We start from the raw sequence: 15,525 nt of genomic DNA, 5'->3' as shown, positions 1-15,525 counted from the left end.
CAAATCGAAGGCGAATCCACTTGACCTTTCGGGCTGCACTCTGTTGAACCCACCGGGTGTGTTTCCCTGCTCAAGGTGGCTGTCCCAGATGGACGATCAGAACAAGAACCTCATCCTCGCAACCGTGCTCAGTTTTCTGGTGATCCTCGTATGGTTCGTTTTGTTCCCACCGCCAGAGCAAACCCCTGTGCCGGATCAGGCCGAAATCAGTGCAGCAGAAGGCGAAGCGCTGCAAACCCCCAGCGCGGCTGACGCCGGTTCGGTCGGCGAAGCAACCGTCGCCGCGGAAGAGGTTGAGGCCGAAGCGCAGGCACCACGTGTGCAGATTGACACGCCGCGCCTGTCGGGCAGCCTGTCCCTGTCTGGTGGCCGGATCGATGAGCTGTTTCTGAAGGACTACAAAACCTCGATTGCCGAAGGCGCACCCGTCGTGGAATTGCTGTCGCCGGTCGGCTCTGAATCCGCCTATTATGCCCTATACGGCTGGGCTCCGGGTGCGGGCCTGGTTGGTGAGGACGTGCCCGGCCCCAATACAATCTGGTCGCTCGAACAAGGCGAAGCTTTGGGTGTGGATACACCGGTCACGCTGGCATGGGATAATGGCAAGGGTCTGACCTTCCGCCGCACGATCGAGGTCGATGCCGACTATATGTTCACCGTCACGCAATCGGTTGAAAACGCAACGGGGTCCGAAGTTGCCATGGCACCTTACGGCATCCTTGCCCGGCACGGGGTCGGAGAAGATGGCGACCTGCCCGGTCTGAAGAACTTTTTTATCCTGCACGAGGGCGTCATCGGCATGTCCGATGGCACTTTGACCGAGGTCGACTATGGTGATGTTCGCGATTTCGATATCGACCCCAACGAGCGGGCGCAGGCAGAAGTGTATCAGGTCAAGCAAGATGGCTGGATCGGCTTCACAGACCACTATTGGATGACCACGTTGATTCCCGAACCCGGATCGGCGTTCAAGGCTGCCGCCAAATATGACTCGCGCCGGAAAATCTACCAGACTGAGACGGTTCTGCCGACGTTGACCGTCGCGCCGGGCGCCACCGAGCAGGTCACCACACGCCTGTTCGCCGGCGCCAAAGAATGGGAGGCCATTCGCGAATATCAGGCAGACGGCGTTCAGAAATTCATCGACAGCATCGATTGGGGCTGGTTTTTCTTCCTGACCAAACCGATCTTTTGGCTGTTGCATAACATCAATGTCCTGATCGGCAACATGGGCTGGTCGATCATCGGCCTGACCCTGATCATCAAGGCGATCCTGTTCCCGCTGGCGTTCAAATCCTACGTCTCGATGGCGAAGATGAAGGAACTTCAGCCGCAGATGGAAGCCCTGAAAGAGGCCGCTGGCGACGACCGCCAGAAGATGCAGCAGGGGATGATGGAACTGTACAAGAAAGAAAAGGTGAACCCGGCCGCAGGCTGTTTGCCGATCTTGATGCAGATCCCGATCTTCTTCTCACTGTACAAGGTGATTTTCGTCACCATCGAACTGCGTCAGGCCCCGTGGTTCGGTCCGTTCCAGGACCTCAGCGCGCCTGACCCGACGTCGATCATGAACTTCTTTGGCCTGCTACCCTGGGCCGGTCCGCAGCCCGAAACCTTCCTCGCGCTGATTTTCCTGGGCATTCTGCCAATCCTGTTGGGCATCTCGATGTGGTTGCAGCAAAAACTGAACCCGGCACCAACCGATCCGACGCAGGCGATGATTTTCGCGTGGATGCCGTGGGTCTTCATGTTCATGCTGGGCAGCTTTGCCAGCGGGCTGGTGGTCTACTGGATTGCGAACAACACGATCACCTTCACGCAGCAATATCTGATCATGCGCAGCCAAGGATATACGCCGGATGTGTTTGGCAACATCAAATCCGGCTTCAAGAAAACACCAAAGACAGACGGCAAATGAGCGGCGCAGTCACCAGCCTGTGGCGGCACCCGATCAAAAGTCACGGGCGCGAAAGCCTTGATCACGTTACCATGACCCCCGGGCAGACCATGCCCGGGGATCGTGTTTGGGCCGTTGCGCATGAGGCATCCAAGGCAGATGGATCAGCATGGGTGCCCTGCCCCAATTTCAGTCGGGGCGCGAAGGCCCCTCAGTTGATGGCAATCTCGGCAGAGCTACAAGGCGACAGCGTCACACTGCACCATCCCAACCGACCCGATCTGAGTTTCCAGCCTGATACCCAGCAGGATGCGTTTCTGGACTGGGTCCAACCCTTGATGCCCGCTGACCGCGCGGCCTCGGCCCGCATTATCCGCGTCCCCGGGCGCGGCATGACGGACAGCGATTTTCCGTCGATCAGCCTGTGCAACATGGCCTCGCACCGGGCGGTTGAGCAAAAGCTGGGGCGCGACCTGTCCATCGCCCGCTGGCGCGGCAACATCTGGTTCGATGGCCTGCCTTTGTGGGAAGAGTTCGACTGGCTGGACCGCGATATCCGCATCGGCGAAGCCGTGTTCCACGTCCGTGAGCGTATCACACGTTGTCTTGCGACGACTGCCAGCCCCGAAACGGGCGAGCGTGACGCGGATACTTTGGGCGCGCTCAATAGCTGGAGCCATCAGGATTTTGGTGTCTATGCCGAAGTGCTGGAAGGCGGAACCGTACGAACTGGTGACAAGGTGCAGGTACTATGACCACGCTGCCCTTCCCCTTGGCCGAAGACCCCGACGCGCTGGCCAAAGAAACCGGGCGAAAGCTGTTTGCGGGTGAATCCGAGTTCGTCAAAGGCGTCGTGGCCATGGATGGTCTGCCCGCCCCGGATCGGCTGGAAGTCTGCTTTGCAGGCCGGTCAAACGTGGGCAAATCCAGCCTGATCAATGCGCTGACCGGCACCAAGGGGCTGGCACGCGCCTCGAACACGCCAGGCCGCACGCAAGAGATCAACTTTTTCACCCAGGGACCCGAGCTCTATCTGGTCGACCTGCCCGGCTATGGCTATGCGAACGCGCCGGTCAAGGTGGTGGAAAAGTGGCAGCGGCTGTTAAAACAGTATCTGAGCGGCCGTCAGACCCTGCGTCGGGCCTTCGTCCTGATCGATGCGCGCCATGGGGTAAAGCCGGTCGATGCCGAGATCATGAAGCTGCTCGACACCAGCGCCGTAACCTTTCAGGTCGTGCTGACCAAGGCCGACAAGGTCAAGGCCAAGGATCGCGACAAGGTGCTGGGTCAGGTGCGCGGGGCACTGTCGAAACACCCCGCGGCCTTCCCAGAGATCGTGCTGACCTCGTCCGAAAAAGGGGATGGCATCCCGACCCTTCGCTCGATTATCGCGCATCTGGAATAGCTTGGCCCTTGGCAGCACCGCCCAAACGCCCTAACACGGTGGGCCAGAGGGACCTTAGCCATGAAGACAAGAGACATGAACCGGGACTGGATCGCCACCGCAGCCACACTCAACAGCGCGTTGCCTTATCTGCAGCGCTACGATGGCGCGATTGTCGTCATCAAGCTGGGCGGGCACGCCATGGGCAGCGACGAAGCGATGGAGAGCTTTGCCCGCGACGTGGTGCTGATGCGTCAGGTGGGTGTGAACCCGGTGGTGGTTCATGGCGGCGGGCCGATGATCAACGCGATGCTGGACAAACTGGACATCCAATCCGAATTTGTAGGCGGCAAGCGCGTGACCGACAAAGCCACCGTTGAAGTGGTCGAGATGGTCCTGTCCGGCCTTGTGAACAAGCGCATCGTGCAGGCGATCAACGGTCAGGGTGGGTCTGCTGTGGGGCTGTCGGGCAAGGATGCCAACCTGATGATCTGCGACCAGACCGATCCGTCGCTGGGCTTCGTTGGCTCTCCGTCGCAGATGAACCCCAAGGTGCTGCATGACTTGTTCTCGCACGACGTGATCCCGGTGATTGCGCCTTTGGGTGCTGGCCGGGATGGAGAGACATTCAACGTCAATGGCGACACGGCTGCGGGGGCGATTGCCTCGGCATTGAAGGCGGATCGCCTGCTGTTGCTCACCGATGTGTCGGGTGTCAAGAATGCTGCAGGGGAAGTGGTGACCGAGCTGAAAGCCGGGCAAATCCGCGAGATGACGCTGGAAGGCACCATTGCAGGCGGCATGATCCCCAAGACGGAAACCGCTCTGGATGCCCTGCACAGCGGTGTGAGAGCGGTTGTGATCCTCGATGGGCGTGCGCCCAATGCCGTGCTGCTGGAATTGTTTACCGAGCACGGTGCGGGTTCGCTGATCCGACCCGACTGACTGGCGCGGAGGGCGTGGCATGGATCAAACGAACACCCCAGCAAACCCAAGCCCCGAATTCGCTCGCGTTGAACAAGCGGCTCAGTCTGTCGGCCTGATCGTTATGGGGGCTTTGCATCCTCGCACGACCGAAACCAAGCAGTTGGATAGCGGCACGCTTATTCTGCTGGGCACTGCGGGCGCGTTCTGGCCGGCCCTAAAGGCCGCCCCGGAATGGCAAGGACCTGATCCGGTGGATCGCTGGTCAACGCGGGTGATCGGACAGATGGCGCAAGAGCTTGGCGCGCAGGCGCATTTCCCCTTTGGCGGGCCGCCCTATGCGCCCTTCATCGACTGGGCGCTCAAATCTGGACGTAGCTTCAGCAGCCCCGTGGGCGCGCTGGTGCATGACACGGTGGGCATGCTGATTTCCTATCGTGGCGCGCTGCATTTCACCGAAGAATTCGCAGTGCCCGAGGTCGCAACCGCATCGCCCTGCTCCACCTGCCCGGCGCCTTGCGCCACGGCCTGCCCGATCAGCGCCCTTAATACGCACAGTTTTTATGATGTGGCCGCCTGCCATGGCCATCTGGACACGGATGAGGGGCAGACCTGTATGACGGGGGGCTGCCTTGCCCGCCTTGCCTGCCCGCTCAGCGCCGGGGCCGGGCGCGATCCGGAGCAATCCGCCCATCATATGAAGGCGTTTCATCCGTCGTGACCCGCACCCTGATCCTGACCCGCCACGCGAAATCCAGTTGGGACGACCCCGCCCTTGGCGATCATGACCGGCCGCTCAACAAACGCGGCCGAAAATCCGCTCCTGTAATCGGCGCGTGGCTGCGGGAAAATTACTGGCTACCGGATGAGGTCCAAAGCTCAACATCTGCGCGCACGCGCGAGACATGGGATCGAATGGGATTACAGGCCGATAAAGTCTCGTTTCACCAAAACCTGTACCATGCGAGTGCTCAGGCCATGCTGACGCAGTTGCGACAGGCCACCGGACAGACCGTGCTGATGCTGGGCCACAACCTCGGTATTGCAAAGTTCGCGGAACGACTGGTGCGGCAGGCCCCGGACCACGACCGGTTCTTTGACTATCCGACCTGCGCGACGACGGTGATCCAGTTCGACATCACGGATTGGGCGGGCTTGGAATGGCGCAGCGGTGAGGTTCAGGGCTTCGCTATTCCACGCGAGTTACTGGAATAGAAAAAGGCGGGAAAACTCCCGCCCCTTCCATGTCAATGTCAGTCCGGTTCAGTGACCCAGGATCTGGCTGAGGAACAGCTTGGTCCGCTCGCTTTGCGGGTTGTTGAAGAACTCTTCCGGTTCGTTCTGTTCCACGATCTGACCGGCATCCATAAAGATCACGCGGTTGGCGACCTGACGGGCAAAGCCCATCTCGTGCGTCACGCACAGCATGGTCATGCCTTCCTCGGCCAGTTCGATCATGGTGTCGAGCACCTCTTTGATCATCTCGGGGTCCAGCGCCGAGGTCGGTTCATCGAACAACATGATCCGCGGCATCATGCAGAGCGAGCGGGCGATTGCCACACGCTGCTGCTGACCACCGGACAACTGGCCGGGATATTTCAGCGCCTGATCCGGGATTTTCACCTTTTCAAGGAAATGCATCGCGCGCTCTTCGGCCTCTTTCTTGGGCGTCTTGCGCACCCAGATCGGGGCCAGCGTGCAGTTTTCCAGAATGGTCAGATGCGGGAACAGGTTGAAGTGCTGGAACACCATGCCAACCTCGGACCGGATCTTGTCGATGTTCTTGAGGTCATTAGACAACTCTGTCCCATCCACAACGATCGTGCCCTGCTGGTGTTCCTCCAGCGCGTTCAGGCAGCGGATCAGGGTGGATTTGCCCGACCCAGACGGACCCGCGATCACGATCCGTTCGCCCTGATTGACGGTCAGATTGATGTCGCGCAGCACGTGGAAGGATCCGTACCACTTGTTCATGCCGTTGATTTCGATGGCGACCTCGTCGCTCACCTGCATCTTCGAGCGGTCAATATCGCGTTCTACTGCAAGTTCAGACATATGTTGAACTCCTTAATGGTGATCCGTGGCAAGGCGACGCTCGAGCCACTGGGAATATTGAGAAATGCCGTAACAGACGACGAAGAACAGAAGCGCGGCAAAGCCCAGAAGCTCCCAATAGACGCCGTTCCATTCGGTTGACGCCAGGATGGGGCCCCGGATCATGCCCACCAGATCGAACATCGAGATGACCGAAACCAGTGTGGTATCCTTGAAGAGGCCCACGGCCACGTTCACGATACCCGGGATCGAAATCTTCAGAGCCTGCGGCAGGATGATCAGACGCATCGCCTGCGGGTAATCCAGACCCAGACTATCTGCTGCCTCGTACTGTCCACGTGGAAGCGCTGCCAGACCGCCGCGGATCACCTCGGCGATATAGGCGGCCGAGAACATGGTGATCATGATCACAACGCGCAGGAACAGATCGACCGTGCTGTCGGGCGGGAAGAAGTACGACAACATCACCGAAGCCACGAACAGCAGCGTGATCAGAGGCACGCCGCGGATGAATTCGATGAAGATGACACAAACCCATTTGATCAGCGGCATGTTCGACTGACGGCCCAGCGCCAATGCAATGCCTAACGGCACAGACAGTGACACGCAGGTCAGCCCCAGCATCATGTTGAGCATGAAGCCCCCAAGATCGCGGCTGGGAACAGCGGAAAGCCATGCGCTTTCGGACGCATTCTCGGGGATCAAAGCTCCGCCGAGCTTCCAGACAACCAGCGCAACGATGATGGCCCCAAAGAACCCGGCAGCAAAACTGTTCTTGCCGAATTTCTGGAAAACAGCACCGGCTGCAACACAGCCAAGCAACGCAACGATGGGCACAAAGATCGTGCCGCCCCAAATCAGCCAGAAGGCGACAAAGGGATAGAGTGCTGTAAAAATCAGCAGTTTGCGCGGCAGGTCAAAGAACAGGACCGGTGCAATCGCAACAAGCATCAGCACAAAGGCCAGATTGGGGCGCCAATAGGCATCGACCGGGTATTTGAACCCATAGATCAGCTGCGGCCAGCGTTCCGTTAGAACCGCGAAACACGCGCCGGTCTTGCCCGCGAGAATCTCACGGCATTCCGCCAGAGAGTTCGCATTCCAAACCCCATTCAGAATCCACGGTAAGGTGTTCTTCAGAATGAGGTAGATCAGCACCAGCGAGGCAAGGGTCAGGATCGTGTTTGTCACGCCCGAGAACAGGTTCTCGCGCAGCCATTTGACGATACCCGTTTCATTTGCAGGTGGCGGAGACGGCGGGATGGTGCCATCGGCCACGAATGCGATCGGATTGGTTGTTTGATCAGCCATGGCTCAGCGCTCCTTCAACTTGACGGACGCGTTATAGACGTTCATCACCATCGAGATCAGCAGCGAGGCTGTCAGATAAAACAGCATCAGCAACAGAACACATTCGATCGCGCGACCGGTCTGGTTCAGCGTGATACCACCCAGGGTCGCAGTGATGTCAGCATAGCCCACCGCAATCGCCAGAGACGAGTTCTTGGTGATGTTCAGATACTGTGAAATCAGCGGCGGGATGATCACCCGCAGGGCCTGAGGCAGGATCACAAGGTTCATGATCCGACCGGGACGAAGACCCAGCGCAGCAGCAGCCTCGGTCTGACCTTTGCTGATCGCCTGAATACCTGCCCGCACGTTTTCCGCGATAAACGCGCCGGTATAGATCGACAACGCAAACCATAGTGCAATCAGCGGGCCGCCGACCTTGATCCCGCCGCTGAAGTTAAAGCCTTTCAGTTCGGGAATATTCCAAGTCAGCCCCATCAGGAACATCACGATGACAAGGGGGCCCAGCCAAACAGCCAATTTGGGCAACATGGTTTTCGGACGTTCACCCGTTGCCTCTTGCTTCTGCGTGGCTCGTTTTTCGATTTCTTTCGAGACGAACCAAGACCCGACAAGCACTGCAAGAACCACGATCCAGTTCAGGAAGGTCGAGCTGAAGAACCCGTTGGCGAAGTCCGGTCGCGGAATATACACACCACGGTTGGTGAAAGCGAAAAGGTCCAGAACCATGCTTGACGTCGGATTGTCACCCCGGAAATCGCGCGGACCCGGCATCACTGCCGTCATGATGGTGAAAATGATAATGATCCAGATCAGTACCGGAATATTCCGGAAAATCTCGACATACACCGACATCAGTTTTGAAACGAGCCAGTTGTTCGACAGACGCAATACGCCCGCGATCACTCCGAAAAACGTGGCGGTGATGCAAGCGAGAAACGCCACCAGCAGAGTATTCAGAAGCCCAACCACAGCAGCGCGCGCATGCGACGACTGGCTGTCGTAGTCAATCAGAACCTGGTTGATATCGTACCCGGCGGGATCACCCAGAAAGGTATAGGAAATGTTAAGACCGGCGGCTCTGAGGTTCTGGATCAGGTTGTTGCCAAGATACCAGATGGAAAGCGCAATAACGACGGCCGCAATCACTTGGAATGTCAGTGAACGATAGCGGGTGTCGTTTATGAGCATAGACAACCGAAAGTCAGCTTTCGGTGGGTCAGTCATAGTTGACATATTTTGGAATCCCCGTGCTTTTCGGACGCTTCGTTACCGGCGAGGTTTTCCCCGCTCATGAGCTATCCGCAGCATTATGATGAGAAAGAGGGCGCGGGGTAAGCCGCGCCCTCTTCTTTGGATGTCTTAGCGGAACGGCGGTGCGTACAGAAGACCGCCATCGGTCCATTGCGCGTTCAGACCGCGCGCAAGACCAATCGGGGTCTCTTCACCGATGTTCTTCGCGAAGATTTCACCATAGTTGCCATCCGCGGCGATCGCACGCGCGGCCCAGTCGGCATCCAGGCCCAGCATTTCGCCCAGCGTGCCTTCAGCACCCAAAAGACGCTTGATCTCAGGATTGGCATCAGCGTTTCCGGACATTTCTTCCAGGTTCACCGATGTTACGCCCAGCTCTTCTGCCGCAACAAGTGCGTTCAGAGTCCAGCGGACAACATCACCCCATTCATGGTCGCCGTGACGAACCAGCGGGCCCAGCGGCTCTTTCGAGATGATTTCGGGCAGAATGACGTGATCGCCCGGGTTCTCGAAGGTAGCGCGGGTCGCGGCCAGACCGGACGCGTCGGTGGTGTAAACGTCACAGGCACCGGCCAGATACTGCTGCTGCCCTTCGGCATTGGTTTCCACCGGAACCGGCTCGTAGCTGATGTTGTTCGAACGGAAGAAATCCGCCAGGTTCAGCTCGGTTGTGGTACCGGTCTGAACACAGACGGTTGCCCCGTCCAGTTCCTTGGCCGAGCTTACACCCAAGGCCTTAGGTGCCAGGAAACCCTGACCATCATAGTAGTTGATACCGGTGAATTCGAACTTTAGGTCGACGTCGCGGCTGAAGGTCCAGGTGGTGTTGCGGGCCAGCATGTCGATTTCGCCGGATGCAAGCGCGGTAAAGCGGGTCTTACCGGTGGTCGGTACAAATTCAACTGCGTTTGCGTCGCCCAGAACGGCAGCTGCAACAGCGCGGCACAGCGAGACATCAAAGCCTTGCCATTCGCCATTGGCGTCGGGTGCAGCAAAGCCGACCAGACCAGTGGTCACACCGCAGTTCAGCTTGCCGCGTGCTTTGACATCGTCAACAGTCCCCGCCGCAGCCGCGCCAGCAGCCAGGCCAGCAATCGTTGCCACGCCCAAGATTACGGATTTTTTCATTTTTACCTCTTCCTGATTGTCCACCCCTGTCCAGAGGCGGTTCTGTCCGGCACCTTTGGCACCGGAAAGGTTACCCCAAAGGTGTCTCCCCTTTAGTGGGCTTGAGTTTGGTCGCATTCATAAACAAACGTCAAGGGCCGGATCAGCGAAAACGATGAGTCTGCTGGCAGATCACCGTGCCAAGTTTTGAAAAAGCCGTAAGTAAGGCTCAAACCGAGATGTCAAAGAATCGTTTGGCGTGCAGAAACGCTGCGTGTTTGACCTCGGCGGCAGCGTGGGCATCGTCGTCATGGCCCCATTGTTCAATCTGCCAAAGTTCGTCCAATCTGGAAATGCGCCAGATTTCGTCGGCTGTGCGCCAGTTTTGGGCGGCGGCAAATCCCAGGATCAAAGATCCAGACAAGCTGACCAGATCGTGAAAGGCGGCCATCTGGAAATCGTTGAGCGCATGAACCCGTTTTCTGAGCAAAGCCAGCGCTGCCTTTGGTTGTGGCTGGTGCAAAACACCTGCAACAGGCAGCAAACGCGCCGACAGCTCCTCGGCCGCCCATTCCAAAGCCGGGTCCCATTGGTCAGCCTGCCGTTGCTGCAACTCCTGTGGATGCGTTGCGCGATAGCACAATAAATCCGAATCTCCATAGTCGGCCAGCATATCCGCAACCTCGGCGTGCTGATGACGCACCTTGTCGATTGCGGCATTGGCCGAACGCGTGAAGGGCATCACAACTGGATCAACCACCTCTTGTTGTGCGTCCCATTCGGCGGCAATTTCCTGTGCCATGGTCCGGCTTGGGACAATCAGATCCGCCTTGGCCGGTGTTTTTACCAGACGACCGTCCAGTGCGACGGTATAGCCCCCATCGGTTTCAACAACGGTGCTTTCAGTCCAAAATCGTTTCGGTTTCCATTCACTCATATGTTCAGGTCCAGATGTCGCCAAGCGCGCCGTGCAGCTGATCAAAAGATTCGATAATGGTCGTCGCCGCGTCCAATGCTGAACGCGGATGATACCCCCAGGTCACGCCGATTCCCGCCACACCGGCGGCGGCTGCCATCTCCATGTCAAACCGGGTATCGCCGATCATGGCGGTTTGCGCAGCATCCACGCCGGTTTCGTTGCGCGCTGCTTCAATCATCGATGGATGCGGCTTCGACGGATGATGATCAGCGACCTGACGGGTGATGAAATATCGCTCCAGCCCATGACCTTCAATCAGCGCATCCAGCCCGCGCTGCGATTTGCCGGTGGCCACGCCCAACAGCACCTCGGGTATGGCATGCAGCGCTTCAATCGTCTGACGCGCGCCGGGATAAAGCGGAGTGCTGGCAACCCCGTCCTGCAGACGTTGGGCGTGGTAGGCCTGTTTGTATGCCTCGACCAGTCTGGACTGATCCGCCTCAGACCGTTCGGGCGCAAGCTGCGATATGGCCTTGGGCAGAGACAATCCAACGATGGACAAAATGGCCTTGCGGTCGGGCACCGGCAGGGAAAGCGCGTCGAAACCGGCCGTCATTGCCGCGACAATGCTGCCCTGGCTGTCGACCAGAGTGCCGTCAACATCGAACAGCACCAGACGCAGGGGTGCGCTCATTGCAGAGCCTCGAACGGGTCATCTGTGGCCAGATCTTCCGTCCAGCCAAACGTGTCCCAGCTGTGTTTCATATGATCGGGCAGAGGTGCGGTGACTGTGATTGTCTTGCGCGTCACTGGGTGCTGGAACGAAGCCTGACGCGCATGCAGGTGCAGCTTTTTACTGATGATGCCGCCCAATTGCGCGCCCCAGCCGTCGCCAAGGTTCTCTTGCCCCGAACCGCCATATTTGCCGTCGCCCACAATCGGATGCCCGATCGCGGCCATATGTGCCCGCAACTGATGCGTCCGGCCAGTGATCGGCTCCATCGCGACCCAGGCGGCACGACCTGCAACACGGTACAGCGTGGCATAGAGCGTATGTGCCCGCTTGGCTCCCGGCGTCTCATCGATCTCGTTCAGGTGCAGGGCGATCATCTTTTCGCCCTCGCCCTGCTTGCCGTGACCACTGGCTTTGACCAGACCGGTCTTGATCTCGCCCAGATAAGGGGTCGGGACGCCCGCGACCAATGCCCAGTAAATCTTGCGCGTGTCCCGGTGCCGGAAAGCTGCGGTCAGGCCCTTGGCGGCCTCGCGCGTGCGGGCCATCAGCAGAACACCAGATGTATCCTTGTCGAGGCGATGCACCAGACGCGGATTTTCCTCGTACCCGAACCGCAAAGCGTCGGACAATCCGTCCACATGGCGCGTCTGGCCGCTGCCGCCCTGAACCGGCAGGCCATGCGGTTTGTTCAGCGCCAGAACGTGGTCATCGCGATAGATCACGCAGGACCGGATCATCTTCGCATCCGCATCCGAGACGCGACGTGTCATCTCTGCGGGTTTGTGATCGGCATTGGGCAAAGGGGGCACCCGCACAACCTGACCGGCCTCAAGCCGGGTCGCGGCTTTCACCCGGCCGCCATCCACCCGCAATTCACCCTTTCGGCACATCTTTTCGATACGGCCCTGGCTGACATGCGGGAACAGACGGCGCAGCCAGCGGTCCACCCGCTGGTCTCCGTCCCCGTCTGCCACGGTGATCATCTGTACGCCGCTCATATCGATATCCTCCGCGCCACACAGGTGGACCCTGCGCATCGCGTCCGAGTAAGTGCCTTTGAAAACATGCGCGTCTGTGGCGTGCCCAACTGCAAGAGTCAAGCCGACCTTACTGCCGGTTTCGCTGCGCGCGAAGTTTGGCAAAATACTCCAGCCGCTTTTTCAACTCACGCTCGAACCCACGTTCCACCGGCTGATAAAGATCGGGCCGTTTCATCCCATCGGGAAAATAATTCTGACCGGAAAACCCATCTTCAGCGTCATGATCATAAGCATAGCCTGCGCCATATCCCTGATCTTTCATCAGCGATGTCGGGGCGTTCAGGATATGCTTGGGCGGGGGTTCGCTGCCCGACTGCTTGGCCAGCTTCATCGCCGCTTTATACCCCACATAGGCACCGTTCGATTTCGGAGCCAATGCCAGATACACAACCGCCTGCGCCAGCGCCAGTTCGCCCTCGGGCGATCCCAACCGTTCGTAGGTTTCCCAACCCTGCAGGCAAATCGCCTGCGCCTGCGGGTCCGCCAAGCCGATATCTTCGACCGCCATGCGGGTCAGGCGGCGCGCCAGAAAGCGCGGGTCTTCCCCGCCGGTTAGCATCCGCGCAAACCAGTAAAGCGCCGCATCCGGGTCAGATCCCCGCACCGATTTATGCAGCGCCGAGATCAGGTTGTAATGCTCCTCACCCGACTTGTCGTATTTTGCGGCGCGTCGCATCAGACGTGTCGACAGGTCGTCCGGGCCCAGCGGGTCTTTGACGGACCAGGCCGCCACCTGTTCGATCAGGTTAAGCAGAGCGCGCCCGTCACCATCCGCCATCTCCTGCAGGGCCTCACGTGCTGCTGTCGTCAAATGCAGAGTCTGCTCAAGCTCTGTCTCAGCGCGTTGGGTCAGGCGCTCCAGGTCATCAAGGCTGAGCCGTTCCAGCACCAGCACCTGCGACCGGCTGAGCAGAGCCGCGTTCAACTCGAACGAAGGGTTTTCCGTGGTGGCCCCCACCAGAAGGATGGTGCCATCCTCCATATGAGGCAGGAACCCGTCCTGCTGCGCCTTGTTGAAGCGGTGTATCTCATCCACGAACAGCAGAGTCCCCTGCCCGTTCTGACGCCGGATTTTCGCCGCCTCGAATACCTTCTTCAGATCGGGAACACCAGTAAAAATCGCGCTGATCTGGACGAAATGCAGGTCCGTCTCTTGCGCCAGAAGACGCGCGATGGTCGTCTTTCCCACCCCCGGCGGCCCCCAGAAAATCAGGCTCGACAAGCTGCCCGAGGTCAGCATGACGCCCAAAGGTGCATCCGGTCCCAGAACCTGTGCCTGCCCGATCACCTCGGACAGCGCTTGCGGCCGTAGCCGATCCGCCAGGGGACGGTGCGGTGCAGCGGCTGGCTGGGATGCGCCGGTATCGAACAGGTCCGCCAAGGGTTACAACCTGAACCGCAATGATACAGGCCGACCTTTGCGTTGCAGGTCAAACTGAAGACTGCGCCCCGGGTTTGTCAGGGCGTCGACCACATCCGCAGGATCGCTGATCTCGGCCCCATTGATGCGGCTGACAACATCGCCGACACGTAACCCGGATCGACCGCCATAGCGCCCGGTATCCACCACAACGACACCGGTCTGCGACAAGGACAGCTGCAGCTTCAGGATCACCGCAGGATTGATCCGCGATACAGCCAACCCCGGCATTACGGTACGGTCATCCAAAATCGTCTCATCCGCAGCGGGCGTGTCCGGAGCCCTGATCAGCGCCACATCGACATCCGCGCTGTCATCTCCGCGCAACCGGGTCAGGACCGAGGTCCCGCCAACGCCCGCGATGGACATTCGGAATTTCATCTCGGCGGGCGAATTCACCTCATCCCCATCCACATGCGTCACCACGTCTCCGACCCGCAGACCCGCCGCTGTCAAAGGGCTGAGCGGATGCAGGTTGGAGATCACGACCCCCATGGGGAAGACAAGCCCAAGGGACTCCGCGATATCCGCGCTCATGTGTTGGCCGGACATACCGGCCCAGGGGCTGATGAAACTGTCATTGCCCGCCTGCGCCTGCCGCAGAAACTCGGCCACCAGATTGGCCGGGATGGCAAACCCGATTCCGTTTGACCCGCCCGAACGTGTCAGGATCGAGGTGTTGATCCCGATCAGATCACCGTTCACATCGATCAGAGCACCGCCCGAATTTCCCGGATTGATCGCCGCGTCCGTCTGAATGAAATACCCGCGCGCGTTGCCGGTCGCTGTCCCAGTGCGCGCCAGCCCTGAAATGATGCCCGACGACACGGTTTGGCCCACGCCAAACGGGTTGCCGATGGCCAGCGCCAGTTCGCCCACTTCAACATGATCCGAGTCGCGCAGCGTCAGAAACGGCAGGTCTTCGGCCTCTTCCAGCCGCAGGATCGCAATATCGCTTTCCTTGTCCCCTAGCACCACCTGTGCCGAGTATTCGCGCCGGTCCGTCGTCACCACACGGATTTCGGTGGCCGTACCGACCACATGATAATTCGAAACCACATAGCCATCTGCCGAAAGGATCACCCCCGACCCCAACGAGTTTTGCACGCGCTTTCGCGGTTCGTTAAACCCTCGACCAAAGAAATCCTGAAAGAACGGGTCTGAAAACAGCGGATTAGCCCGCCCCTCGCGCACGATCTTGGCATAGATATTCACCACGGCAGGCGAGGCCTGTTTGACCACCGGGGCGAAGCCGAGGCTGATTTCGGCTTGCGACTGCGGCACTCGCGTCTGGGCGCTGCCTTGGGTCGCAATTGCGAAAAAAATCAGGGTCAGAAAGGCGCGTATCATGGGGGCTCCGGGGATTTGGATCAGCCCAGATATGCGGGCCGCGCCACCCGATTGCAAGCAGGCGATGCGCCAAAAGAAAACCTCCGCCCGGTTGCCCGAACGGAGGTTTCTGATCAGCACTGTCCCTG

General features: G+C 59.2%; 15 protein-coding genes. 6 read left to right on the top strand and 9 right to left on the bottom strand.

What is annotated here, in order from left to right; genetic code table 11:
- Positions 1-88 precede the first annotated feature (88 nt).
- Genes yidC through ACR0K4_RS02925 form a run of 6 tightly spaced genes read left to right on the top strand, consistent with a single transcriptional unit; the run spans position 89 to position 5,420 of the window.
- Positions 89-1,918: a membrane protein insertase YidC gene (yidC, locus tag ACR0K4_RS02950; protein WP_480852739.1), complete on the top strand. Its 1,830-nt coding sequence runs from the start codon at positions 89-91 to the stop codon at positions 1,916-1,918.
- Complete coding sequence (locus ACR0K4_RS02945; RefSeq protein ID WP_480852737.1) at positions 1,915-2,652, top strand: MOSC domain-containing protein; 738 nt, start codon at positions 1,915-1,917, stop codon at positions 2,650-2,652. Before yidC ends, ACR0K4_RS02945 begins: the two co-directional genes overlap by 4 nt.
- Positions 2,649-3,302 carry a ribosome biogenesis GTP-binding protein YihA/YsxC gene (gene yihA / locus ACR0K4_RS02940; RefSeq protein ID WP_480852736.1) on the top strand — a complete coding sequence of 218 codons (654 nt, stop codon included), beginning with the start codon at positions 2,649-2,651 and terminating at the stop codon, positions 3,300-3,302. The genes ACR0K4_RS02945 and yihA overlap by 4 nt, the downstream gene beginning before the upstream one ends.
- A gap of 60 nt (positions 3,303-3,362) precedes the next feature.
- Entirely contained in the window at positions 3,363-4,226 is an 864-nt protein-coding gene (gene argB / locus ACR0K4_RS02935) for an acetylglutamate kinase (protein WP_480521622.1), read from the top strand.
- A gap of 19 nt (positions 4,227-4,245) precedes the next feature.
- Positions 4,246-4,926 carry a ferredoxin gene (locus ACR0K4_RS02930; protein ID WP_480852735.1) on the top strand — a complete coding sequence of 227 codons (681 nt, stop codon included), beginning with the start codon at positions 4,246-4,248 and terminating at the stop codon, positions 4,924-4,926.
- On the top strand, positions 4,923-5,420 hold the full coding sequence (locus ACR0K4_RS02925) for a SixA phosphatase family protein (RefSeq protein WP_480852734.1): 498 nt from the start codon (positions 4,923-4,925) through the stop codon (positions 5,418-5,420). The genes ACR0K4_RS02930 and ACR0K4_RS02925 overlap by 4 nt, the downstream gene beginning before the upstream one ends.
- Before the next feature lie 48 nt (positions 5,421-5,468).
- Here ACR0K4_RS02925 and ACR0K4_RS02920 read toward each other — a convergent pair whose 3' ends face one another.
- From ACR0K4_RS02920 to ACR0K4_RS02880, 9 genes are all read right to left on the bottom strand, one after another.
- Positions 5,469-6,260 carry an amino acid ABC transporter ATP-binding protein gene (locus ACR0K4_RS02920; protein ID WP_480521625.1) on the bottom strand — a complete coding sequence of 264 codons (792 nt, stop codon included), beginning with the start codon at positions 6,258-6,260 and terminating at the stop codon, positions 5,469-5,471.
- Between the two features lie 12 nt (positions 6,261-6,272).
- Complete coding sequence (locus ACR0K4_RS02915; protein WP_480521626.1) at positions 6,273-7,571, bottom strand: amino acid ABC transporter permease; 1,299 nt, start codon at positions 7,569-7,571, stop codon at positions 6,273-6,275.
- Positions 7,572-7,574: 3 nt separating this feature from the next.
- On the bottom strand, positions 7,575-8,807 hold the full coding sequence (locus tag ACR0K4_RS02910) for an amino acid ABC transporter permease (protein WP_480852733.1): 1,233 nt from the start codon (positions 8,805-8,807) through the stop codon (positions 7,575-7,577).
- Between the two features lie 126 nt (positions 8,808-8,933).
- On the bottom strand, positions 8,934-9,953 hold the full coding sequence (locus tag ACR0K4_RS02905) for an amino acid ABC transporter substrate-binding protein (RefSeq protein WP_480521628.1): 1,020 nt from the start codon (positions 9,951-9,953) through the stop codon (positions 8,934-8,936).
- Positions 9,954-10,161: 208 nt separating this feature from the next.
- Positions 10,162-10,869 (bottom strand): ATP12 family chaperone protein, encoded by a 708-nt coding sequence (locus ACR0K4_RS02900; protein WP_480852732.1) that lies wholly within the window; start codon positions 10,867-10,869, stop codon positions 10,162-10,164.
- A 4-nt stretch (positions 10,870-10,873) separates the two neighbouring features.
- A complete protein-coding gene (locus ACR0K4_RS02895; RefSeq protein ID WP_480852731.1) occupies positions 10,874-11,545 on the bottom strand; it encodes an HAD-IA family hydrolase in 672 nt (223 codons plus the stop codon).
- A complete protein-coding gene (locus ACR0K4_RS02890) occupies positions 11,542-12,585 on the bottom strand; it encodes an RluA family pseudouridine synthase (protein ID WP_480521631.1) in 1,044 nt (347 codons plus the stop codon). Before ACR0K4_RS02890 ends, ACR0K4_RS02895 begins: the two co-directional genes overlap by 4 nt.
- A gap of 109 nt (positions 12,586-12,694) precedes the next feature.
- The gene (locus tag ACR0K4_RS02885; protein ID WP_480852730.1) at positions 12,695-14,008 is read right to left on the bottom strand and encodes a replication-associated recombination protein A; all 1,314 of its coding nucleotides are present in this window, start codon (positions 14,006-14,008) and stop codon (positions 12,695-12,697) included.
- Positions 14,009-14,011: 3 nt separating this feature from the next.
- The gene (locus ACR0K4_RS02880; protein ID WP_480852729.1) at positions 14,012-15,397 is read right to left on the bottom strand and encodes a trypsin-like peptidase domain-containing protein; all 1,386 of its coding nucleotides are present in this window, start codon (positions 15,395-15,397) and stop codon (positions 14,012-14,014) included.
- Positions 15,398-15,525: the final 128 nt, after the last annotated feature.

Source organism: Ruegeria sp. K11, from assembly GCF_056531905.1.
This window is presented reverse-complemented; position numbering and strand designations above follow the sequence as displayed.